Source organism: Asticcacaulis aquihabitans, assembly GCF_032490435.1.
Classification (GTDB): domain Bacteria; phylum Pseudomonadota; class Alphaproteobacteria; order Caulobacterales; family Caulobacteraceae; genus Asticcacaulis.
This window is the reverse complement of sequence record NZ_JAVGWM010000001.1, coordinates 963,862-984,966: the sequence shown is the minus strand read 5'-3', so window position 1 is coordinate 984,966 and position 21,105 is coordinate 963,862. Positions and strand designations below refer to the sequence as shown.

Below are 21,105 nucleotides of genomic sequence, written 5' to 3'. Positions count from 1 at the left end.
GCGCGATCTTCCCGCACCGCCACATTAACGTTCCCGTCATAAAAAATTGGGTTTCTTTTCTGCGGAATCGGGCTCAGACTATCCACAGTGACTAACCTGCTTGACTAAGGAGGATACGTCTTCAAACACACTGTGATGAGAGTGCTTTCCGCTGACAGGAGACTGTCATGCAGATTCTGAAAAGCCCGCCTTCGGATTGGCGCGCCCTCGTGCTCAATGCCGATTTCCGCCCGTTGTCCTATTATCCCCTGTCGACCAAGCCGTGGCAGGATGTCGTAAAGGCCGTCTTTGAAGGCCGCGTTGACGTTGTGTCGACCTACGACATTGAAATCCATTCGCCGTCGATGAAGATGCGGCTGCCCAGCGTGGTGTCGCTCAAAACCTATATCGACCAGAACCGCCCGCCGGCCTTCACCCGATACAATGTTTTCCTGCGCGATCAGTTTTCGTGCCAGTATTGCGGCATTGCCGAAGACCTGACCTTTGATCACGTCGTGCCCGTCAGCCAGGGCGGCAAGAGCAGTTGGACCAACATCCTGACCGCGTGCGCACCGTGCAACTTGCGCAAAGGGGGAAAAACTCCCCAGCAGGCACGCATGATGCCGACAAAAAACCCACACCGGCCGACAATGTATCAGTTGCAGGAATTGGGGCGGCGTTTTCCCCCTAACTATCTTCACGAAAGTTGGATAGACTACCTGTATTGGGATACGTTACTGGAAGGGTAATCTCCGGCGCGCAGGGGGTATTCGGCGGCGTATCGGGGAGCTTTTTCTGCTTTGACCGGATTTAAAGTGGCATAGAACATGTCGTTTGACAGACCTGCACCTGTGCGTTTCATCCTGGATGAACGTCGTTTTGGCCTTGTGTCGTTCCCGCGGCCCAAGGGGCGGACGCGTATTCCGCTTGAGCCGTTGCAGGCCGCGCTTGAGCAGACGCTCGGCGTCCGGTTCGAGGTCCGCCGCGAACGCCTGTTCGGCCCCAAGATCCATAGTTTCGTCTATATGGGAGAGCGGGTGAAAATCCGCATGCTCGATAGCGGCGACGCCCATATTGACCTGGCCGGGGTCGATGACGACGTGCGCGAAATCATTCTGGAGCACCTGCGCCAGAGCCACGAATTCGAGGCCCATTAACCCGTGGATGCCCTGACCGTTCTGCGCCGCCTGACCCGGTTCAAGCCGCTATTGCTGCTCTTCATGTTGTTCTGTGCCTGGCCGGTGGTGGCGGGCTTGTACCATATGCTGACGCATGGGGCGTGGATATTGATGGATATCGACGCCGTCTTGTGCGGCGCCAAGACGCTGGCGTCCGGCCATTCGCCCTATGCCATCCATCCGCCGAGCTGCGGCGGCAATCGGCCTGCGGCCTATGTCTACGCGCCCCAGGTGGCGCGCCTGTTCGTGCCGTTTATCGACGCATTCGGGGTAAATGGGGCGCGGACCCTGTTCCTTATTGTCCTTCTGGCGCCGGCGACTTTGTTCCTGCTGTGGTTTGCGCTGGTGAAGCGCTTCGATGGCATCGACATCCGCTGGCGGTGGCTGGCCTTTGCCGCCCTTACGCCCATGACCTTCGTGTGCGCCAATGTCGGCATCGTCATGCACTCCATGGTACTGGCCAGTCTGTTCTTTTTCCAACCGGGGCAAGGGGCGGGCCCAAGGACAGGGCATGTCGCCGGTGACGACCGATGGCGCTATGCCCGCTGGCCGTTCACTGTGACGGTGCTGCTGTGTTCGTGCGTCAAGCCGACCTTCCTGGCCTATTTCGTTATCTTCCTGCTCGATGACATCGCCCTGTGGCGGCGCGGCTTCGCCTTTGGCTGGCGCGCGGTGGCGGGTGTCGCGGTCAACCAGATCATGATCCTGACCGATGGCCATTACGGCAAGGCGTGGCAGAAGACGCTCCATTCGGTGACGCTGGCGCGCCAGCCGGGCATGGGATGGTTCGAACTGACCAATTTCGTCTTTCATGTGCCGGGCAAGTCGGACCTGAACTGGCAACTGGCGCTGGGCTTCATGGCGGTCATGACCCTTGCCGGGATGGCTATCGCCCATTGGGGCCGGATGGACGACGACGAACGGTTGCTGTTCGGCATGGGATTGGTGCCGTTGATGACGCCGCGCATCCTCGATTACGATATGATCCTGATCGTGCCCTACGCGGCCCTGCTGATGGCGGTGGCTTATCGCGTCGGCGGCGGGGTCTTCCGGTTTTTGCTGTCGTGGCTGTTCTCCGGTTGGATGGTCTGGGGCATTCTGACCTATATCCTGCATATCGAAGGCTGGCACCGCACGCCCATGGCCATGCTGTTGTTCGGCTGCCTGACTGTCATCGTGGCCCTGCGCGCCGCCCTGTCCGGGGTGTGGCCAAACCGGGCGCAGGCCGGGGCGGCGGCCTAGAGCCTTTCTCCCAACGGCCGCCTTATATTTACAGCCATATCCCGCCATCGCTTTCGATCACGGCCTGCGTCTAGATGAGCCCCGGGGCGCCTGTTTGTGCGCCACTGGTTCAACACTAGAAAGGGCCCAGCTCATGTTTTCCGCCTTTACCAAGCGCGCCGCCGAAGCCACCGAAGCCAGCGCCGAAAATGACGCCCGCGACGAGTTCAAAACCGCCCGCCACGACATTCATGCCGCCGCCAGCCACGCTGAAAAGCTGATCAGCGATGCGGCGGACGATGTATCGAGCTATGCCGACCACGCCAATGACAAGATACGCCATTTCGCCGACAAGGCCCGTCATGAGGTCAAGGATGCCGCGCATCACCTGACCGACCGCGTGCGCGGCAATCCGGTGCCGGCGGCCCTGATCAGCCTGGGTATCGGCATCGTGCTTGGGCTTGTCATGCGTAGCCCGCGCCGTCCCAGCTATTAAAGGCATTAGGGGGCGTTATTTTGATTTGCTTCCAACGGTTGCATGGCTTGTGGTGTAGCCATGCAAAAGTCCCCATTAGGGCACTGCCATAATCTTGCCTTTGCTGGGAACTGTGCGGGATGGGTTTTTGGGCTACGGCGAAAATAGACCGACGCGCAATTGGGCATCGTCTCATCGTTACGGTCGATAGGCGCGTAGTGGGCGGCTTACGTCAAGAAGATAACAAAATCGAACGGGCTTAAACCACCATTAATTGCATTGTCGTATAAGGTTACCATCCGAATGGAGGGGCCTTTGCTGCAAACTCAAGAATTACCGCCCGCCGCAGAACCTCGCAAGGGCAGAGAGATAGCGATTGACGAAGCGTCTATCGCCTTTATGGGACGCGTGGCCCGCAGCATTCCTATGCCGGAAGACAGCCTTACCCAGAGTCCGGTTCGCGACCTGACGGCGGGGATGCAGTCGCTTATCGAAAAGTTGCGCAGCCTTAATATGGAAAAGCTGTTTCGCAGCCAGGGACCGCTCAGCCAACTGACCGGCGCCGACATCGAGGCAAAAATGCGCTTTGATCTGGGGGTGCGGCAGGTTAGCGCCGATGTTCGCGACTTACAGGCCAAGGCCTATAGCGCCAAGCGATTACGGCATGATCTGCGACGTACACGGGCGCAAATACTGGCCGAGCAGGAGCGACTGCACCGCGTTATCGCTGCGGGCCGGCGCGCTATCGCCGCGGACCCTGGCGCCGACCCATTTCTAATGGACAGGTTTCAACGTCGCCTGGCGAATCTGGATGCGTTACAGGCGTCCAATGATGTCACCTGTGCGCAGATCACTTTAGCCGATACGAATATGACCGCGCTAATCGACCGTCTCGATGACGTGACGACGACGCTTTTCAACCTCTGGCAACGCGATGCTCTGGCTGTGGCCCAGTCGGCCAAGCCGGTAAAAAAATCGTCGCCGCTCGCGCTTGCCTTTGTCCGAACGCATGACGCGTTTCTCGCCAAGCTATTTTGAAAGATCCGCTAATGACCCAAGCGTCCGCCGCCACCGATTTGCGTACTAACGTGTCGATAAGCCTCGCCCCAGAAGCAACGCTTCCGGACGCGATGTCCTCCGAAGCCGATCCGGCGGAGGTTGCCCGCCTTATGGGCACACTGGATATGGCATCGCCCATGTCGATCATGGCGTTCGGCCGCGACGTCGCCGATCGGACGGCGGCGTATACGGATACGTTGCTGTCCGCCGCCCGAACCAGCGACCTCGACGGTATGGGAGAGCAACTGAACGCGATTGTCGTCGTTGCTAAGGATTTCAACATGTCGTCGTTGGACGCGAAATGGTCGCGAACGCCCGTCGTCGGCGGACTGTTAAAAAAGCTGGTTCTGACCAAGGAGCGAATGCTATCGCGGTTTGAGACGGTCAAGGGCCAGATGGACGACTTGGTCGACAACGTTGAAAAGACATCGCGCACGCTGGAAAAGCGAAGTGTCGACTTTCAAACCATGTACGATGGGGTGAGAGCCGAGCATGCGAGCTTGGCGGCGCATATTGCTGCCATCGATCACTATATCGAGCAGGTTGACGCGCAGATTGCCATCGTCAGTACTGGTGACGACATGGACGGGGCAGAGCGCGCCGCCGTTTTGAAAGGATCGCGCAACGCCTTGGCCAAACGGTCGGCGGATCTGAAGATTCTTCAGCATAGCGCCCTGCAAACCTTGCCCATGATCCGCGTCATGCAGGCGAACAATATTGCCCTGATCGACAAGTTTCACGTCGTACGGAATCTGACCTTGCCCGCGTGGAAGCGGGCTTTCCTGATGGCCTTGACCCTGGAGGAGCAAAAGGCCGCCGTCGGTCTGGCGAACACGATTGACGATGCCACCAACGCATTCATGAAGCGAAATGCAGACCTGCTACACGAAAATTCGGTTGCCACAGCTAAAGCAAACCAGCGCATGGTTATCGATGTCGATACCTTGCGGCACGTTCATGAAAAGGTGCTTGAGACCCTGATGGACGTCAAGGCGGCACACGAGGCAGGCGCCAAGCGCCGCGATGCTTTGTCTGGCGAACTTGAAGGACTGCGCAACGAAATGACGGCCGGTTATCAGCGGATTGCCGGGCGAGATGCCACCCTTACGGCCAGCCGGGGCTAGTGTCGAGTGACGTCTGGGGGAAAGATACTCGAGGCGCGTTGGCAGAAATTTGTCTATGCCGGGGAGATTATTTGGATAGCGCAACTGCTTTTTGCTCTGTTCTGCGGGTATGTCACGGAAATTCACCCGCTCCGTAACGACTACATGCAGAGCCTGGTAGATGTACCGGCAAGCGTCGCGCCATACCTAGTCGCAAGCGGCGTTGATTTACAACGCAATATTCCCCCGGCGATGGACAGGACGTTCATGCCATGGGTGGGTTACACCGCCTTTATCGGCATCATTGGCATTACGGGTGTCATCGCGGCCTTGCGCGGGCGTTATTACCTTTTGCTGGCCTGTATAGCGGGCTTGGCGATTCCTGGAGCGCCGTTCGGGTACGATGGGGCGACGCTGGATACTGTTATACTGATCGCCTTCCTGGCGGTTTGCCGGTGTCTGGTCAAGAGTCAGCCGAAGGAAATTGGGAAAGTGGCGATACCCGCTGTGGTTGCGTGGGGCCTGATTGTGATGATGACTCCCGAAGCGTCCAGGGATTCGCTCATTGTCCATCGTGATTCCGACGTCGTGGAAGCGCGAAAGGTGCAGGCGGTGGAGGCCGCGCTTGCGAGGATGAACGACACGGACGGTGCGGCGAAATATGTTCGCGCGCAAATCGCATATATTCATCATGACTGGGAGAAATTGAAAGCGATCGGCCCTGTGGATGGCCGCGGGTTCCATGCGTCGCCTTACAAGGCGTCGCGGTTGCGCGTGCTGAAAGCGTCGCTGATCGCGCTTGCCCCTTCGCCCCGTCCGGAATCGTTTCTGGCGCAGGGGACGCAAGTCCTGTTCCTGATGATGCAACTATTCTTTTTGTGCGCCTTCGCCTTCAGTATATTCACAGGCCTTTTGCATCGGCGTATCAAGCGTATTGGCAAGATCGAAAGTCAACTGGAGGCATTGCGCCCCGTTCGGACCGTCGGATGAGGGCAGGCTTCATCGATCAATTTCGTCTACGCGCCGGGCAGTATCGCTCCATCGCCATCTGGGCGGTTGTCGTCGCTGTTGCTGGATTATTGCTTTCCGCCATTTACAGCTTTCCGCCTGCTTCGTCCAATACCGGCTTTAGCAGCATTGGTCTCGACTGGAATGAATACCCCTATTGGCGCCGTGCGGGCATTGAACTTCCAAGCGGCGAACGCCCCTTCGCAATCCAGGTATGGACCTTTTTGGCGACCGTCTCCCCGGTGCTCTATTTGATTATTATCGGTGGTGCAATCGCCTGCCTGATCAAGAAGAAATTTAAAGGGCTGATCGTTGTGGCGATCGCCATGCAACTGGCGTCCGAGTTTTCAACCGCATCTCAGACCCATGGCGCCGATATTAATCTGCCCGCCCAAGCCTTCTCCGCCAACCTCCTCGCACAAGCAGATGCAGACGCCAGCGCGAATATGGCCTCGGCTGAGCCAGGATCGGCCACACTGTCGCGTTTATGCCCGAAGACAGATACCTTCTTCATACCCCTTCTGGGTGGCGGAGCCATGCAAGTCGAGTCGAACCCCAGCGACACGCCCTACATCGTCACGAGCAGAGGACTTGTGGTGCCGTGCGATCCAAGATGGCGTCAGAACCAGCTACATAGCGTCCTCATGCAATACGCCTATCTCAAAGGCGATGCGCCAGCGGTGAAGCGCCATATCGACGGGATGAATGCGCTTCATATGACGCCGGACTCCCTCATGATGAACTGGCGGGTGCGGTTGGCGGGTGAATGGGCGGAGTCAAAGGGCTTTGTGCCAGCCAAAAACAGCTACTTTCCATTGATCATGCCGCCGGGGGTGTGTCGGGTAATTTCGACTGTTGGTCTGGCACTCGGCTGTGTAGGCCTGGTTATCTTCAGCCTTTTTCTGGTTTTCTCGATAGTTATACGGCGGCGGGTTGTGCGGCTACAAAACCTCAATCTGGGGGCACAAACCTCATGACGGCGGTATTCACTGCGCACCTTTGGCGACGCGCAGGCCAGTATCGGGTGATTGCGGCCTGGGTGGCGGTTATTGGCATCTATCTGCTTTGCCTGGGCTGGGTTTACGGGTTGCCGGGCGCGGCAAGTCACACGGCATTTTCAAATGTGGCCTTTAGTTGGTCCTACGCCGACTACTGGAAAACTCTCGGTGTCCAGATCCGGAACATGGAATATGATCGGTTTGGCCCGGTATCGGGCGAAGTTTTGAACTTTGTGCCGCAGTTTGGGCGCTACGTGCTTTTTCTGCCAGCCGTTCTTTGCCTTATCTTCCGCAAGTACAAAGCCCTTGCTGTGATTGCTATCCTGATCCATCTGAGTTTTGCCGCGTCCTGGGGCGTCGGCGTGCGCATCGGCTATGATCGCGCGCCGGTCGGGGCTTTGTCCCCCACGGCCCTGCAGGTTGCGACGAAAGACGCGTTCGGACCGACACCGGTCGTCGACGCCAGGCACCCCGCCAAGGATATCCGGCTGTGTCTTGGCGGATTTGCAGATACCAGCCGCATCGTCGAAAACAAAATCGAACACGTCGGTTGCGACCCAAGATGGTCGCAGAACACCCTGCATTATGTCTTCATGCAACGGGCATATCTGCTGGGCGATGTACACGAAGCCAAGCGTCATATGGACGCAATCGATCCTCGGCATATGGCAGATGCGACGGATAGTCTCCGCTGGCGGACGGCGATCATGCGCGAGTGGTTGGCCGCGAACGGGCAGCCGCCCGGCAATGGCACTTACGATCCCGGCGCTGTGTCGCCAGCCGTCATGCGGGGGCTGGCTCGTCTTGCCTTGGTGTTTGGCTTTCTGCTTATCGCTGTATGTGTGGGGCTGGCGATCCTTAGTGGGATACTAGTGCGCCGGGCGCGCTGCATCGCCGTGTTGGATTTTGAAATGAAGCCCGCAAAGGCCTGACCGTCTTTTGGTCAGGTGCGCAGGATGGCGGAACCGCATTTTCCCTACTGCATTTGCCTTGCGGCGCATCTGCTATAGACTGGCGGGATGGCTTCAAAAACGACTCTGAACGCAAGCAATCTCGAAGCCCTGGGCGCGGGGCGTCTGGCGGAACTGCTGATGGAAATCAGTACCGGCAATGCCAATGCCAAGCGTCTGTTACGCATGGAGCTGGCGGGGCTGGACAGCCCTGACAAGCTGATCCGCGAAATCCGCAAACGCTTGACGGCCATTGCCGCGGCGACGGTCACGGTCGGCTGGCGCAGCCTGAAGGGCTTCAAATCCGACCTCAATACCCAGCGCCGCCTGATCGTGGAGCAGGTGGCCAAGGCGTCGCCCGCCGACGCGCTGGACCTCATGTGGCAGTTCAGCGCCATGGCTGACGGCGTGCTGGACCGGGCGGCCGATGCGTCGGGCGAGGTGCTGGCCATCTTTCGCCAAGCCAGTGACGATCTGGGCCCCATTGCCACCGAAGCCCGCCCGTCTACCGACGATCTGGCGCCGCGTGTGGTCGATGCCGTGCTTAGCAATGGCTACGGCCAGGCCAATGGCGTCATTGCCGCTGTGGCGACGGCCTTGGGTGCGGACGGTTTGCGTCAGGTGCGGGCAGCGGTCCTGGCCGGTGCCGCCCAACCCGATACACGCGCGCCGAGCCGCAGCCGCAAGACGTCGCGCTGGCGGCGCAGTCGCAGCCAGACCCGCGATGCGCCCCAGCGTCAGCCGCGCGCCCACGCGGTGCGCCTGGCCCTGCTGGCTATCGCCGATGCCTTGGGCGATATCGATGCCTATATCGCGCTTCAGCCCGATCCGCGCCTGCCCGATGTGGCGGCGCACATCGCCGAACGGCTGCTCAAGGCGGATCGGGCGGCGGAAGCATTGACCGCGCTGGATGTGGCGCGTGGCGTTCATCCGCCGGAGTGGGATGCGGTGCGGCTGGAGGTGTTGCAGGCTTTGGGGCGGACCGAAGAGGCGCAGGCCTTCCGGTTGCAGATATTCCATCGCACGCTCAATCCCGATCATCTGCGTGCCTATCTGAAACGCCTGCCCGATTTCGACGATGTGGAAGCCGAGGATGCGGCATTGGATCAGGTGGAAACCGTCCGCGACGCGCAGGCGGCTTTGGCGTTTCTGGTCCGCTGGCCGTCACTCGATCGGGCGGCGCGGGTGGTGCTGCGCCGGGCGGGCGAGATCGACGGCCATGCCGACGCGGTGCTGGCCCCGGCGGTGGAAAAGCTGGAGACGCGTTATCCGTTGGCGGCGACGATCCTGTTGCGCCGGATGATCGACATGATCCTGACCGGGTTTCAGACGCATGATTACGAACGCGCCGCCGGCTATTATGCCGATATTCGCAGGTTAGCGCCGCGCATCGATGACTTTGACGGGGTGGAGACGCATGAGGCCTATGATGCGCGTCTCAAGGCCAGCCATGGCCGCAAGGCGGCCTTCTGGGCACTGGTGGAGTAGGGGAGGAACAAGGACACTTAATATTGTACCTCCCCAACTTGCTTGGGGAGGGGGACCGCACGACGGCAGCTTGCTGCCTAGGTGCGGTGGTGGGGTTTCTTGCCTAGGTATAATCGTGACATCTTGCTGCCGACGTTCCCCTTAAAACAGCGAGAAGCAAGGCACCCCACCACCGCATCTAGACGCTTTGCGTCGTCGTGCGGTCCCCCTCCCCGGCAAAGCCAGGGAGGTACAATATTATTTCAACTTCCTGCTCTCGATAGCGCATCACTATTGTTTCGCCGGGTCGCGGTGGCTCAGAGCCGTCTATCGGGATCGAACGGAAATACCCCGAACCGGAACAGCCTTTCGCGAAAAATAAGCGTCGTACAGGCGGAGAAAATGGAATGTATCCATTTGCGTTGCTCTATGTTGTCGGAGCAGGACTCTTCACGTCAAAGCCATGTCTACGGGCCGGACCAGAAGGCCGATTTCGATCTTATCGCGACTATCGGCAGCAATAGATGAGGTCGTATCAACTTGGTAGCGACATCAGCGCGTCATCGATTTCTCGCGCCCTTATCGCCGCGGGGCGCGCTGTCAGGCGCTCTGTATACGCTGCAAACTCCGGCCGGTCTGGCAAGGTGCCGATGTTCCGGTTTCGCCGGGCGGGATTGAAGCCGCTTTTCATGGGGTTTACTGCGCGGGACCGACGTCCATGCCGTCATAGAGGACCTCGCCATGGCCTTCGGCCAGGGTATAGAGTTCCTGTTCGCGGGCATCGAGCTTGGCCGGGGTCAGGCGTTCGACCTTTTCGACCTGTAACTGCAGCAGGGCGGGCGCGGCCTTATCGGCTTTGTCCTGTGGGCGGATGTCCACCACCGTATAGCCCTTGGCGGCCAGGAGGGTGGCCACGGCCTGAAGGTCCGCCTTGTCCGGTCCGACGAAATAGAAGGTCCACAACAGATCGCCCGACGTGTCCCACGGTGCGTGGGCCTTCATGTCGGCGAACAGGGCTTTGGAAGAACTTGGTGCGGCTTTGTCCTGGGCGTAGGCGGGCACGCCGAAGGCAAGCGCCAAGGCGACGGTCACGGCTATCGTCTTTATCATACGCTTTTCCCCCTCGGTACGGATGCGGCGACTATAGGACCTAACCGGCGAACTGGAAATAGAGCATGAAGCCCGCCGCGGCGGTCATCAGCACGAAGGTCAGGGCGCCCAGGATATTCGACCACAGGCCATTGGTGAATTCGCCCATCACCGCCTTGTTGTTGGAGATATGCAGTACGATGGCGATAATGACCGGCGAGGTGAGGCCGTACAGTATGGCCGACCAGATCAGTGCCTGGATCGGCGATATGCCGACATAGTTGATGGCGAGCCCGACCAGAAGCGCCACGATAATCACGCCGTAGAAGGCCGGGGCTTCGTTGAACCGCTTATCCAGCCCTTCTTCCCAGCCGAAGGTTTCCGACAGGATATAGGATAAAGACCCGGACAGCACCGGAATGGCCAGAAAGCCGGTGCCGATGATGCCGAGTGCAAACAGGTAGTAGGCGGCATCGCCGGCCAGGGGCTCAAGCGCCTTGGCCGCCTGTTCCACCGTGTCGATCTGGTGGATGCCGGCATTGAACAGCACCGTACCGGTCGTCAGGATGATGAAGAACATGACGACGTTGGAAAACAACATGCCGATATCGACGTCGAAGCCCATCTCCTTGATCTGCTTGCGATCGACGATCAGCCCCTTCGACTGCTTGGCGTTTTCGACCTCCATATTGGCCTGCCAGAAGAAGAGGTAGGGCGAGATGGTGGTGCCGAGAATGGCGACCAGGACGTTGATATAGGCCTTGTTCCATTCGATGTGCGGCACCAGCGTGTCGCGTGCCACCTTCGCCCAGTCGAGATGCGCCAGGAAGGGTACGATAAGATAGACGAGCAGCACGGCGCATAGCCATTTCAGCACCGACGCCACCTTGGCATAGGGCAGCCAGATGATGGCACCCAGAAGCAGAACCGTGAAGATGACGCTGAACCACAGGGCGGGGACGGCGGGGATGATGAGGTTGGCGACCGCGCCCATGCCGGCGATATCGGCGCCGATATTGAGGATGATGGCGGGCAGGCTAAACACCACCATCAGCCACAGGATGGGCGCCGGGTAATGTTTTTTGAGAATGCCGGTCAGGCCGCGCGTCGTCACAATGCCGATGCGGGCGCACATTTCCTGGATCGAGGCCATCAGCGGAAAGGTGATGAGCGCGGTCCAAAGGGTGTTGAGGCCATATTGCGCGCCGGCCTGGCTATAGGTGGCAATGCCCGAAGGATCGTCGTCGCTGGCGCCGGTCACCAGACCAGGTCCAAGCAGCTTAAGCCACTTCGTCAGGCCCCTATCTTCTTGGTCTTTTTCTTCTTTCTTGTCGTCCGTGCCGGTGTCGGCCATGCGCTGAGTCCGTTGTGTGCGTGTCCGCGGGGATGATCCACAGATCGGACCGGAAGTCGATACGGAAGGCGGGGGCAGCGCGGCTAAATTTTTTCGCTGATCTTGATGGCGACGCGGCAGCCGGTTTTGATGAGGGCGCTGAGCAGCGGATAGCCCGGCGCTTCGCGCGCGCCCTGATCGACGGCGCGGTCGTGGTGGCCCAGTTCGTCGTCGCGGAATTGGCGCAGGCGGGCGGCCAGGTCCGGATCGGAGGTGCTCAGTTCGTCGATCTGTTCGTTATAATGGTCGCCGATGACGCTTTCGACCGCTTCGGTGCAGGCGTGGGCGGCCTTTTCGCCCAGCAGGGCCGTGCCGACACCGAGGCCCAGCGCCGCCAGCCGCCAGATCGGCGTCATGGCTGTGGGGCGGACCCTATTGTCGCGCATCAGCCCTTCGAACGCGTCGAGGTGAACCTGTTCCTCGCCCTGCATCTGGCTGAACTGGCGGCTGAGGTCGCGTTTGGGGGTATCGGAAAAGACCATGCTCTGGCCTTTGTAAATCTGCACGGCGGCCAGCTCTCCGGCATGATCGACACGCAGGATCTCTTCCAGACGGCGGCGCGATGCACCATAGCCGGGGCGGGGCGGAACGGGTCTTACAGAGGGGGAACTGGTGGACATGGCGCGGCGTCCTTTCGGAAAGGGCCTTTAGTAGTGGTGTCGGCTCTTCGGGCGGAACCGCAGCGAGGCGATCAGGCTGAGCAGGGCCAGGATGGCGGAAACGATGGCATTATAGCCCGCCATGGACACGCCGAACATGCGCCATTGCGCCACATCGCACATCGGCGCCCGTGTCGTGGCCCCGGCGATGAAGGCGGCCATGTCGTCCAGGCTGATGTCACGGCCCGACGCGGTGCAGCTTTGCGGGCCGGTCCACCATTTCAGTTCGACACCGGCATGGAAGAGGGCGATGGCTGCGCCGGTTGCAAAGATGGCGAACAGCACGAAGGAAAAGACGCGCGGCGGGCCCTTGGCCCCGGTGAACAGCGCCCACACACTGGCGACCAGAGAGACGCCGACCGCGATCCAGTAGATGTCGCGCTGTTTCAGGCATAGATGGCACGGCGCCAGATGGGCGAACAACTGAAACGACCAGGCGGTGGCCAGCATAAGCAGGGACAGCACCAGGGCAGTGATGCTCCACCACCGGCTGAACGCCAGGGCCAGGCGCTTTAGGGTTTTATTCGATCTGGGGGGGCTGGTGCGGGAAGCGCTCATGACTCAATGGGGCAGGAGTTTAACGGCAAGAATCCCTACCACGATCAGGACGACAACAATAGTGCCGACCAGATAGAAGCGCTTTTCCATCAGTTCTGTGATTTCAGGGCCGAATTTTTTGACGAGGCCAGCGACCAGGAAGAAGCGCAAGGAGCGCGTAATGGCCGAGGCGATGAAGAACCACATCAGCGAAAACTGCGCCAGACCGGCGGAAATGGTCACCAGCTTATACGGGATGGGGGTAAGGCCCTTGGCGAAGATCAGGAAGACGCCGTATTTTTCGAACCAGTCGTGGAATTCCTTTAGGCCGTTGGGATGGCCGAACAGGCCCAGAATCCATACGCCCAGAGGCCCCGCATAGTAGCCTATGGCGTAGCCCAGAAAGCCGCCGACCACCGAGGCGATGGAGCAGATGGCGGCGGTGCGCCAGGCGCGTTCCGGCCGTGCCAGCACCATGGGGATCAGCATGATATCGGGCGGGATGGGGAAGAATGAGGCTTCGGCAAAGGAAACGGCGGCCAGCGCCTTTTCGGCATGTTTGGTGCCGGCCAGATTAAGCAGCCAGTTATAAAGGCGTCGTAGCACGAAAACTCCTGAGTCAGTCCGGTTCCTGCCATATCAGCCCACGCGGCACTTGTCGCCTGGATTTCGTGAGGGAGAGCCGGGTGGCGGAACGGGACGGAACGGAAATAGGGTCGTCGCCCCGTGTTAAATCGGTTTGCGCCCTTTCCTTAATCTGCATGTCACTGTAAATCGCTGCCCATGCCGCGTCAGGTCATGGTTTATTCGGTCATGGCGCACGTCGTCTGCCTTCCCCGCCGCCTCCCTGTTTTTCAGTCAGTAAGAACCGTATGATTCGTCTCGATAATATTAGTAAGCAAAACGGCCATCAGATCCTCTTCATCGATGCGTCCATGGGGATTCAGAAGGGCGAGAAGGTCGGGCTTGTCGGGCCCAACGGCGCCGGAAAGACCACGCTTTTCCGCATGATCACGGGTCAGGAGCAGCCCGATGACGGCCAGGTCGGCATCGATGCCGGCATGACGATCGGCTATTTCAGCCAGGACGTCGGCGAAATGTCGGGCCAGAGCGCCGTGGCGGCGGTGATGGATGGCGTAGGCCCGGTGAGCGCGCTGGCCACCGAAATGGCCAAGCTGGAAGCCGCCATGGTCGATCCGGACCAGGCGGACGAGATGGACGCCATCATCGAACGCTATGGCGATGTGCAGGGACGCTTCGAAGAACTGGACGGCTATGCGTTGGAAGCGCGGGCGCGCGAAGTGCTGGCGGGCTTGAGTTTCAGCCAGGAACGCATGGATGGCGATGTCGGGCTTTTGTCCGGCGGCTGGAAGATGCGTGTGGCGCTGGCCCGCATCCTGCTCATGCGGCCCGATGGCATGTTGCTCGACGAACCGAGCAACCACCTTGACCTTGAAAGCCTGATCTGGCTGGAGGCCTTCCTGAAGAATTACGATGGCGCCTTGTTGATGACGTCGCACGACCGCGCCTTCATGAACCGCATCATCGGCAAGGTGGTGGAAATCGACGGCGGCTCGCTCATCACCTATTCGGGCGATCTGGATTTCTACGAACAGCAACGCGCGCTGACCGAAAAGCAGCGTCAGGCGCAATTTGAGCGCCAGCAGGCGATGCTGGCCAAGGAAATCAAGTTCATCGAACGGTTCAAGGCGCGCGCGTCGCACGCTGCCCAGGTGCAGAGCCGTGTCAAGAAGCTAGACAAGATCGAACGTGTCGAAGCGCCGCGGCGGCGTCAATCGGTGCAGTTCGAGTTTCGCGCGCCGGCGCGTTCGGGCGACGACGTGCTCAACCTGCGCAACGTGCACAAAAGCTATGGCAGCCAGTCGATCTATTCCGGGCTGGACTTCCTGGTGCGGCGTAAGGAACGGTGGTGTGTGCTGGGCGCCAATGGCGCGGGTAAGTCCACGCTGCTCAAGCTGGTGGCCGGTGCGTCGGCGCCCGATGAGGGGACAGTGACCGTCGGCGCCAGCGTCAAGATGGGTTATTTTGCGCAGCATTCCATGGATCTGCTGGACGGCGAAGAGACGATTTTCGAGTCATTGGACAGCTCATTCCCGCAGGCAGGCCAAGGGGCATTGCGGACACTGGCGGGCTGTTTCGGCTTTTCCGGTGACGATGTCGAAAAGCCATGCCGGGTGCTGTCCGGCGGGGAAAAGGCGCGCCTGGTCATGGCCAAGATGTTGTTCGATCCGCCCAATCTTCTGGTGCTCGACGAACCGACGAACCACCTGGATATGGCGACCAAGGAAATGCTGGTCGCCGCCCTGGCCGATTTCGAAGGGACCATGTTGTTCGTGTCGCACGACCGGCATTTCCTGGCGGCCCTGTCGAACCGCGTGCTGGAACTTACGCCCGAAGGCGTGCATCGCTATGACGGTGGCTATAGCGAATATGTGGCCCGCACGGGTCAGGAAGCCCCGGGCCTGCACCCGGGCGGCTAATGTGAGACGCGGCAAAACGTAAACCTGTGAGACTGTGATTATGACCGACGCCATTTATCCCATCGGACGACCTGGAGCCCCTTGGGACGACTCGGAAAGGGAAATGTGGCGTAAGGATCGGGTGCGTCTGCGCAGCTATGCCGAAGAGGTTCTGCCGCGCATATTGGCGCTGTCGGGCCGGTTCGATGTGGCGCCATACGGCGAGTTGAATTATGCGGACGAAGCCTACACGCTTTTCGCCATCTGTTCGCGCGACTGGGATCCGGCTTTGCCGGCCGCCTTGGTGACGGGCGGGGTGCACGGGTACGAAACCAGCGGCGTTATGGGCGCGCTGGCTTTTCTGGAAACTCAGGCCGCCGCTTATGCGGGCCGGATCAACCTGATTGTGGCGCCCTGCGTCAGCCCGTGGGCCTATGAGCGCATCAACCGCTGGAACTACGACGCCCTGGACCCCAACCGCAATTTCCGCGCGGGCACGCCGGTTCAGGAGTCCGCGGCGCTCATGGCGCGGGTTGCGCCTTTGCGCGGGCAGTTTGTGATGCACATCGACCTGCACGAAACGACCGACAGCGACGAAAGCGAGTTCCGTCCGGCTTTGGCGGCGCGTGACGGCAAGACCTATGAACCCGACACGGTGCCCGACGGTTTCTACCTGGTCGACGATAGCGCCCATCCGCAACCGGCCTTTCAACAGGCCATTATCGCCGCCGTCGAAGCCGTCACCCATATAGCGCCGGCCGATGCGAACGGTAACATCATTGGCTGCCCGGTGGTGGCGCATGGGGTGATTGAATATCCAGTGGCGGCATATGCCATGTGTACCGGCATAACCGGCGCGCCTTACACCACCACGACCGAGGTCTATCCGGACAGCCCCCGCGTTTCCCCGCAAAACTGCAACGACGCTCAGGTCGCGGCAGTGTGCGCGGCCCTGGACTATGTTCTGGCGCAGGGGTGAGGGGGCGCCTATCTCCGGGCGCGTGAAATGGCGTGGGACATGTGGACGGCCAGCCAGTCGTCGATTTGAGTGTAGATCTTGGCCGCGCCCGGATTGCCGGCCTTACGGTTGGCTTCGACAAGGCGTCGCGCGCGGTCCCGTAAACGGTACAGCATGATGATGTTGCGGCACTGCTCAATCTGCATTCGGCATCTCCAGAGCGCAGAGCCTAAGGGGTCGGGCTTAATATTTGTTGCACGTGGAGATGGGGGGCTGCTGCTGGCAGAAGGGTGGGTTGGCGCTAAGCCGTCTTAGCCGTACCAATATATTAGAAGGCATATTGGATCTTCGCCAAGCAGGTAGCGCATGCCCCACCGTCAGGTCCATAAATGCGCCACCCTAAGCTGTTTATTCGCCTGCCCGCACTTGACAAGACAGTGCTAAATATATGCCTTGCGCCTAGGCTACAGTTCTTACCTGTCGAGCGATGAATTTTTACGTCTCGAATCACGCCTTGATGCCCAATCCAGAGGGGGGATGCGCCTGCAACAGGCCGATCAAGTCCGAGGCTGATGGCCGACGAGTTTGGGGGAAGTGAATGAATTGGCAGATTGTGAGAGCAGGTTTAAACACGTTGTCGATAGCGATCGGGCTTGCGGCAATGCCAGTAATGGCTCAGACGCCAAACATGACACCCAGGCCGCGCTCGGTGTCGGGCGCTTATCAATCGATTAACGGTTCGGGCAGTCAAATCGCCGAACTGCCGGCCGGGACCGAAAATAGCTTCGTCATCTACGACACGGCGAATCAACAAGCGACGCTTTACAATCTGGAACCTAATACCGATGTCGTGCGTGTTGCCCTGTCGCGGGATGGCAGGCTTGCTGCCGCTCTTGTCAACGAACGCACTTCCATCCAGTCACAAACGACCGGCAAGACTTATTTCCAGGAGCAGCGCCGTCTCATCCTCATCGACACACTCGCAGGAACCTACAGGCCGGTTAAATCGAATGCGAACGATTATAACCCAGAACTCGCATTCGACAGCACTGGCGCCTACCTGTTTTATGCCCGCAGCACGGAGGATATTCACCGCCGAGATGTCACTGGCCCCGTCACCCGGTATACGCATCAGTACTTTTGCTGCTCGGCTGGCGCCTATGTGGCCCGATACGCATTGGACACGCAAACAGAAGAGATTGTCGGTCCCTTCATGGCGCCTCAGGGCAATATGCTAAGTGGTCTTCAGGTAACTGCCACCAACATCTTCTTTTATGCCTTTGGTCTAACGCGCGCGATCGAATTCAATTACGATCCCGCCGCACCGAGCGAGGTTCAGGACGAGGTCGGCAAGACTGTAAGCGACGCTTTTTCTTCGCTGTTCCTGGCTCACCATCCGTCCGATATCGAAACCTATACGGAAAAAGACCATGGCTTCCTGGAACGTATGCTGTTCCGGATGCCGACAGGCGATATCGGCATGAAGGGGCACGTCCCCCTATCAAAGGCATCAGATTGGGGGATAGGCCCCGCAGACGGCCAAACCAACGTCGCTCTGAAGATGGAAACGCTTCATCCAATATTTAGCGACGATGAAAAGACGATCGTTTTTTATATTAACGGCCACAGGTGCTGGGGAGACGTAGCCGAAGGCCAAGTCGCAACTTGTGAAGATCCCCGTGATGGCGGTCTTCTCAGCCATGACGGTAAGCGGATGGTTTTTCTGACCCAGGGGCAAAGGCCTTTGGGCAATCATGGGCGCACAGTAACGCCGCGTCTATGTACGATAGAGCGCCATCAGACCGTCAAGGCATGCAAGTGGCGTAAAGTGGACACCCTGATGCAGAAGGTTGTCAACGTGACACCGGCAAATTGACAGGACGTTAAAGCCCCTGTCTTTGAGGCGAAAGACACTGCGGGGCTGCTTCCAGCAGGTCGAGAAGGCCTGCCCGTTTCGCCACCTATTGGCCGCATCGACCCTGTCACCTAGGGTTGACATATTTTCTACATGGACCAAAGCTGCACGCAGAACGGGGGCAGTTAAATGTTAAAAACTATAATTGGGGGGCTGGCTCTTTTCCTGGCGGTATCGGCCTTTGGCGTGCCAGCACTAGCTGTTCCTCGCATGTCGCCGGCGGCAGGGTCCGACCAAATTTTAGCCGCTCGATCGCTGTTGGCCTCAGAAGCCTTGGTTTTCAATTTCACGCAAACAGTTAAATCCAATGGCAAGCTAGTTTCGACCCAAACGGGAACTGTAACCCTCGGCTCCGATTTTAACGTAATAGAGCAGGGGCAGGAGCATACGCTCGATGACTTCACGCTCTGTCGTGTTCTGACGTGGAAAACCGCCCAACCCAAATTAGACAACCAAAGCTGCTTCTTTGGCCCGGCCTTTCGCCTTGCAGAATTGTATAATCGTCAAGGCCTGCACCGTATGCTGGCCGCGGCTGTCGACAATAAGACCAAGAAGCCGGAAAATCTTGAACCTTACTGGGCCGAACAGGAATTGGCAGTTCAGGATAAGCCGTCCGACACGCTGACGGTTCACACAACTTCATCGTCGACGGACTATCGCCTGGATGATCGCGTGGTTGTACGAACGAGTCTCACCGTTTACCCTTTTTCCCCGGCTGAGCGCCAAAGAATTGCGCGGTATCTCGCAAGACATATGGACCTGCATCCGCAGGTCTTACGGGCGATACTAGCGTCTGGGCAGTTGCCGTCGGATATTACGATTGAACGCTACAATGCGGATCAGGCGGAAACGGAAACCTTCCATTTTACGGCGTTGTCGCGTCAAACGCTCGAATACCCTTTGCCGCCGGGCCTTATATCTGCGCTGACCGTGGAAGCCAAAGGGGAGAGCCTGAAAGCCCGTGGACTCAACAAGGCATTTGCCTCGGTGACCGAAACCGAACTGTCGCCTAAGCCGGATTTCGATATGCTGATGGAACGCCTTGAAGCCGCGACCAAGGCTCATCAGGGTATGACCGCCACCCTATTGTTCCAGGAACTGGCTACTCAATATGGTGGCAGTATGATGAGTGATCCTGAGCGTATTGGGCGCTTGAGGGCGATCATGCCGAGTCTGCAACTGATTTTCGCTGAAACGGACAGCGCGCAGTTTATGTTGGCATCGCAACTGGCCGGCGATGGCAAAGCAACACCTCAAAATGAAGCCGCAGCACGCTATCTTGCTAACGCCAAGGAGTTAGATGCTCTGCCTTTCGGAACGTTCCGCTATGTGACATTTGCCAATCTCGTGCGCGTGTCCGGCGACACCAGCGCGTGGGATAAGACAACTTTCAGCGCAATGCCCTCCTTGGCGGATTGTTACTGGATACATATTGCCGCTTATCCGTGGATAGGGAATAGCTACAAGGATCTGGGCGATTTAGCGTATCAGAATTATGAAATGGATAAAGCTTGGCAGATGTGGGACCTGGGGCGCGCTGTAGATTCCGACTGGCAATCCAACACACTAAAATCTATTGAAGAATATGAAGATAGGCTGCGCGTAGCTTTACCTACCAGTTTTTGATTGCGGCCTTGAATTTAAAGGGCCCGCAATTGATATTTTGCTGTTGAAGCCTTTTTGACCGCAATGGGCGTAAAGGATGCCTGTCGTCCATGTCGGCTACCGAGGATGTCCCGTTCGTGCCACCGATACTAACCATGTGTTATTCCTGCGCGACAACCAGCCATTGAATATGCCGATATCCGGCCGAGTGGGTGAGTTTACCCTAGGCCCCGATCATCGCATTGACCATTCGCGAAGCGTCAACGGCGGGTACTGACCTTTCACGAAATTTCGCCGGCGCTTCACGCATTTGCGCGCCACACCTGGCGGGTTGTGGGGCACCTGTTCACCCGGTGTCGCCATGGTGGCGCGCCGATAACAAGACGCAAAAGACAGACACATGTTGATCACGCTTACGGCTACTCTTGTTGGCGCTGGCTATGCCCTGTCCGAAGGCATAGTCAGCGTGCACAGGCGTGCCGCGAAACATTTGGCGACCAGCGACCGGGGCTCCCTGGCGATCATATGGGCGTCGGGCTTCATCTCTATTTTTATAGCCTTCATGGTGGCGGCTTATCCAGGTACAGGCGATTTACCGATACTTCGGACCACGCCTGCGATCGGCGTCGGCGTTTTTTGTTTCGGCATTGGACTGCGTTGGTATGCCATTAGTCACCTGGGGCGATTTTTCACCGTCAATGTCGCGATTTTAGATGATCACCGACTTGTCGACACCGGTCTTTACAGATGGATACGTCATCCGTCGTACACAGGATGGCTTTTGGCCATAGTGGGGCTCGGGCTTTGCCTCGGCAACGGGCTGTCACTGTGTATCCTGTTGGTGCCGACAGTCAGCGTGATTTTATGGCGTATTGCCATCGAAGAACGCGCTTTGCGAGACGCGTTTGGACAGGCCTATGTGGCCTATGCATCGAAAACCTGGCGTCTGATCCCGTATGTCTATTAGTCTTGTCGCGACGACCGTCAGGTCTTGCCTTCGCGGATAAGCAAATACAGAAATCCATGCTGCT

Annotated in this window: 21 protein-coding genes; 15 read left to right on the top strand and 6 right to left on the bottom strand. The window is 58.8% G+C overall.

The features are described from left to right. The first annotated feature begins 167 nt into the window (after window positions 1-167). The 10 genes from RCJ00_RS04790 to RCJ00_RS04745 all read left to right on the top strand — a co-directional run bounded on the left by RCJ00_RS04790 (window position 168) and on the right by RCJ00_RS04745 (window position 9,459). Window positions 168-728, top strand: a complete 561-nt coding sequence (locus RCJ00_RS04790; RefSeq protein ID WP_023458974.1) for an HNH endonuclease — start codon at window positions 168-170, stop codon at window positions 726-728. A 78-nt stretch (window positions 729-806) separates the two neighbouring features. After that, window positions 807-1,136, top strand: coding sequence for a hypothetical protein (locus tag RCJ00_RS04785; protein ID WP_316220597.1), 330 nt, complete (start codon window positions 807-809; stop codon window positions 1,134-1,136). 3 nt (window positions 1,137-1,139) lie between these two features. Then, entirely contained in the window at window positions 1,140-2,399 is a 1,260-nt protein-coding gene (locus RCJ00_RS04780; RefSeq protein ID WP_316220596.1) for a hypothetical protein, read from the top strand. Between the two features lie 133 nt (window positions 2,400-2,532). Further along, on the top strand, window positions 2,533-2,874 hold the full coding sequence (locus RCJ00_RS04775) for an ElaB/YgaM/YqjD family protein (RefSeq protein WP_316220595.1): 342 nt from the start codon (window positions 2,533-2,535) through the stop codon (window positions 2,872-2,874). Window positions 2,875-3,168: 294 nt separating this feature from the next. Next, entirely contained in the window at window positions 3,169-3,891 is a 723-nt protein-coding gene (locus tag RCJ00_RS04770; RefSeq protein WP_316220594.1) for a hypothetical protein, read from the top strand. A gap of 11 nt (window positions 3,892-3,902) precedes the next feature. Next, window positions 3,903-5,036, top strand: coding sequence for a toxic anion resistance protein (locus RCJ00_RS04765; protein ID WP_316220593.1), 1,134 nt, complete (start codon window positions 3,903-3,905; stop codon window positions 5,034-5,036). 6 nt (window positions 5,037-5,042) lie between these two features. After that, window positions 5,043-6,005 carry a hypothetical protein gene (locus tag RCJ00_RS04760; protein WP_316220592.1) on the top strand — a complete coding sequence of 321 codons (963 nt, stop codon included), beginning with the start codon at window positions 5,043-5,045 and terminating at the stop codon, window positions 6,003-6,005. Then, window positions 6,002-7,000 (top strand): hypothetical protein, encoded by a 999-nt coding sequence (locus RCJ00_RS04755; protein ID WP_316220591.1) that lies wholly within the window; start codon window positions 6,002-6,004, stop codon window positions 6,998-7,000. The genes RCJ00_RS04760 and RCJ00_RS04755 overlap by 4 nt, the downstream gene beginning before the upstream one ends. Continuing rightward, complete coding sequence (locus RCJ00_RS04750) at window positions 6,997-7,953, top strand: hypothetical protein (RefSeq protein WP_316220590.1); 957 nt, start codon at window positions 6,997-6,999, stop codon at window positions 7,951-7,953. The genes RCJ00_RS04755 and RCJ00_RS04750 overlap by 4 nt, the downstream gene beginning before the upstream one ends. Before the next feature lie 87 nt (window positions 7,954-8,040). Next, window positions 8,041-9,459 (top strand): DUF6880 family protein, encoded by a 1,419-nt coding sequence (locus RCJ00_RS04745; protein WP_316220588.1) that lies wholly within the window; start codon window positions 8,041-8,043, stop codon window positions 9,457-9,459. A 675-nt stretch (window positions 9,460-10,134) separates the two neighbouring features. On the opposite strand, the gene RCJ00_RS04740 is transcribed toward RCJ00_RS04745, so the two are convergent. The 5 genes from RCJ00_RS04740 to RCJ00_RS04720 all read right to left on the bottom strand — a co-directional run bounded on the left by RCJ00_RS04740 (window position 10,135) and on the right by RCJ00_RS04720 (window position 13,722). Beyond that, window positions 10,135-10,548 carry a ribonuclease E inhibitor RraB gene (locus RCJ00_RS04740; RefSeq protein WP_316220587.1) on the bottom strand — a complete coding sequence of 138 codons (414 nt, stop codon included), beginning with the start codon at window positions 10,546-10,548 and terminating at the stop codon, window positions 10,135-10,137. Window positions 10,549-10,588: 40 nt separating this feature from the next. Further along, entirely contained in the window at window positions 10,589-11,881 is a 1,293-nt protein-coding gene (locus RCJ00_RS04735) for an NRAMP family divalent metal transporter (protein ID WP_316220586.1), read from the bottom strand. An 83-nt stretch (window positions 11,882-11,964) separates the two neighbouring features. Then, window positions 11,965-12,540, bottom strand: a complete 576-nt coding sequence (locus RCJ00_RS04730; RefSeq protein WP_316220585.1) for a demethoxyubiquinone hydroxylase family protein — start codon at window positions 12,538-12,540, stop codon at window positions 11,965-11,967. A 27-nt stretch (window positions 12,541-12,567) separates the two neighbouring features. Beyond that, a complete protein-coding gene (locus RCJ00_RS04725; RefSeq protein ID WP_316220584.1) occupies window positions 12,568-13,137 on the bottom strand; it encodes a disulfide bond formation protein B in 570 nt (189 codons plus the stop codon). 3 nt (window positions 13,138-13,140) lie between these two features. Beyond that, entirely contained in the window at window positions 13,141-13,722 is a 582-nt protein-coding gene (locus tag RCJ00_RS04720; protein ID WP_316220582.1) for a YqaA family protein, read from the bottom strand. Between the two features lie 266 nt (window positions 13,723-13,988). Between RCJ00_RS04720 and RCJ00_RS04715 the strand changes: the two genes are divergently transcribed. Together RCJ00_RS04715 and RCJ00_RS04710 are read left to right on the top strand one after the other, a co-directional pair. Further along, window positions 13,989-15,617 carry an ABC-F family ATP-binding cassette domain-containing protein gene (locus tag RCJ00_RS04715; protein ID WP_316220581.1) on the top strand — a complete coding sequence of 543 codons (1,629 nt, stop codon included), beginning with the start codon at window positions 13,989-13,991 and terminating at the stop codon, window positions 15,615-15,617. 103 nt (window positions 15,618-15,720) lie between these two features. Next, window positions 15,721-16,575: a M14 family metallopeptidase gene (locus RCJ00_RS04710; protein WP_316220580.1), complete on the top strand. Its 855-nt coding sequence runs from the start codon at window positions 15,721-15,723 to the stop codon at window positions 16,573-16,575. An 8-nt stretch (window positions 16,576-16,583) separates the two neighbouring features. On the opposite strand, the gene RCJ00_RS04705 is transcribed toward RCJ00_RS04710, so the two are convergent. Next, complete coding sequence (locus RCJ00_RS04705; protein WP_316220579.1) at window positions 16,584-16,760, bottom strand: hypothetical protein; 177 nt, start codon at window positions 16,758-16,760, stop codon at window positions 16,584-16,586. Window positions 16,761-17,152: 392 nt separating this feature from the next. Here RCJ00_RS04705 and RCJ00_RS04700 point away from each other — a divergent pair, with 392 nt between their 5' ends. The 3 genes from RCJ00_RS04700 to RCJ00_RS04690 all read left to right on the top strand — a co-directional run bounded on the left by RCJ00_RS04700 (window position 17,153) and on the right by RCJ00_RS04690 (window position 21,041). Next, the gene (locus RCJ00_RS04700) at window positions 17,153-18,430 is read left to right on the top strand and encodes a hypothetical protein (protein WP_316220578.1); all 1,278 of its coding nucleotides are present in this window, start codon (window positions 17,153-17,155) and stop codon (window positions 18,428-18,430) included. A 168-nt stretch (window positions 18,431-18,598) separates the two neighbouring features. Next, window positions 18,599-20,095 (top strand): hypothetical protein, encoded by a 1,497-nt coding sequence (locus tag RCJ00_RS04695; protein ID WP_316220577.1) that lies wholly within the window; start codon window positions 18,599-18,601, stop codon window positions 20,093-20,095. Window positions 20,096-20,474: 379 nt separating this feature from the next. Beyond that, window positions 20,475-21,041 carry a methyltransferase family protein gene (locus tag RCJ00_RS04690; RefSeq protein ID WP_316220575.1) on the top strand — a complete coding sequence of 189 codons (567 nt, stop codon included), beginning with the start codon at window positions 20,475-20,477 and terminating at the stop codon, window positions 21,039-21,041. Window positions 21,042-21,105: the final 64 nt, after the last annotated feature.

Coding starts and splice junctions, on each gene's coding strand:
- RCJ00_RS04690 (WP_316220575.1), top strand. CDS start 20,475: ATGTTGATCACGCTTACGGCTACTCTTGTTGGCGCTGGCTATGCCCTG.
- RCJ00_RS04705 (WP_316220579.1), bottom strand. CDS start 16,760: ATGCAGATTGAGCAGTGCCGCAACATCATCATGCTGTACCGTTTACGG.
- RCJ00_RS04740 (WP_316220587.1), bottom strand. CDS start 10,548: ATGATAAAGACGATAGCCGTGACCGTCGCCTTGGCGCTTGCCTTCGGC.
- RCJ00_RS04700 (WP_316220578.1), top strand. CDS start 17,153: ATGAATTGGCAGATTGTGAGAGCAGGTTTAAACACGTTGTCGATAGCG.
- RCJ00_RS04715 (WP_316220581.1), top strand. CDS start 13,989: ATGATTCGTCTCGATAATATTAGTAAGCAAAACGGCCATCAGATCCTC.
- RCJ00_RS04765 (WP_316220593.1), top strand. CDS start 3,903: ATGACCCAAGCGTCCGCCGCCACCGATTTGCGTACTAACGTGTCGATA.
- RCJ00_RS04710 (WP_316220580.1), top strand. CDS start 15,721: ATGTGGCGTAAGGATCGGGTGCGTCTGCGCAGCTATGCCGAAGAGGTT.
- RCJ00_RS04775 (WP_316220595.1), top strand. CDS start 2,533: ATGTTTTCCGCCTTTACCAAGCGCGCCGCCGAAGCCACCGAAGCCAGC.
- RCJ00_RS04725 (WP_316220584.1), bottom strand. CDS start 13,137: ATGAGCGCTTCCCGCACCAGCCCCCCCAGATCGAATAAAACCCTAAAG.
- RCJ00_RS04695 (WP_316220577.1), top strand. CDS start 18,599: ATGTTAAAAACTATAATTGGGGGGCTGGCTCTTTTCCTGGCGGTATCG.
- RCJ00_RS04785 (WP_316220597.1), top strand. CDS start 807: ATGTCGTTTGACAGACCTGCACCTGTGCGTTTCATCCTGGATGAACGT.
- RCJ00_RS04755 (WP_316220591.1), top strand. CDS start 6,002: ATGAGGGCAGGCTTCATCGATCAATTTCGTCTACGCGCCGGGCAGTAT.
- RCJ00_RS04730 (WP_316220585.1), bottom strand. CDS start 12,540: ATGTCCACCAGTTCCCCCTCTGTAAGACCCGTTCCGCCCCGCCCCGGC.
- RCJ00_RS04750 (WP_316220590.1), top strand. CDS start 6,997: ATGACGGCGGTATTCACTGCGCACCTTTGGCGACGCGCAGGCCAGTAT.
- RCJ00_RS04735 (WP_316220586.1), bottom strand. CDS start 11,881: ATGGCCGACACCGGCACGGACGACAAGAAAGAAGAAAAAGACCAAGAA.
- RCJ00_RS04790 (WP_023458974.1), top strand. CDS start 168: ATGCAGATTCTGAAAAGCCCGCCTTCGGATTGGCGCGCCCTCGTGCTC.
- RCJ00_RS04745 (WP_316220588.1), top strand. CDS start 8,041: ATGGCTTCAAAAACGACTCTGAACGCAAGCAATCTCGAAGCCCTGGGC.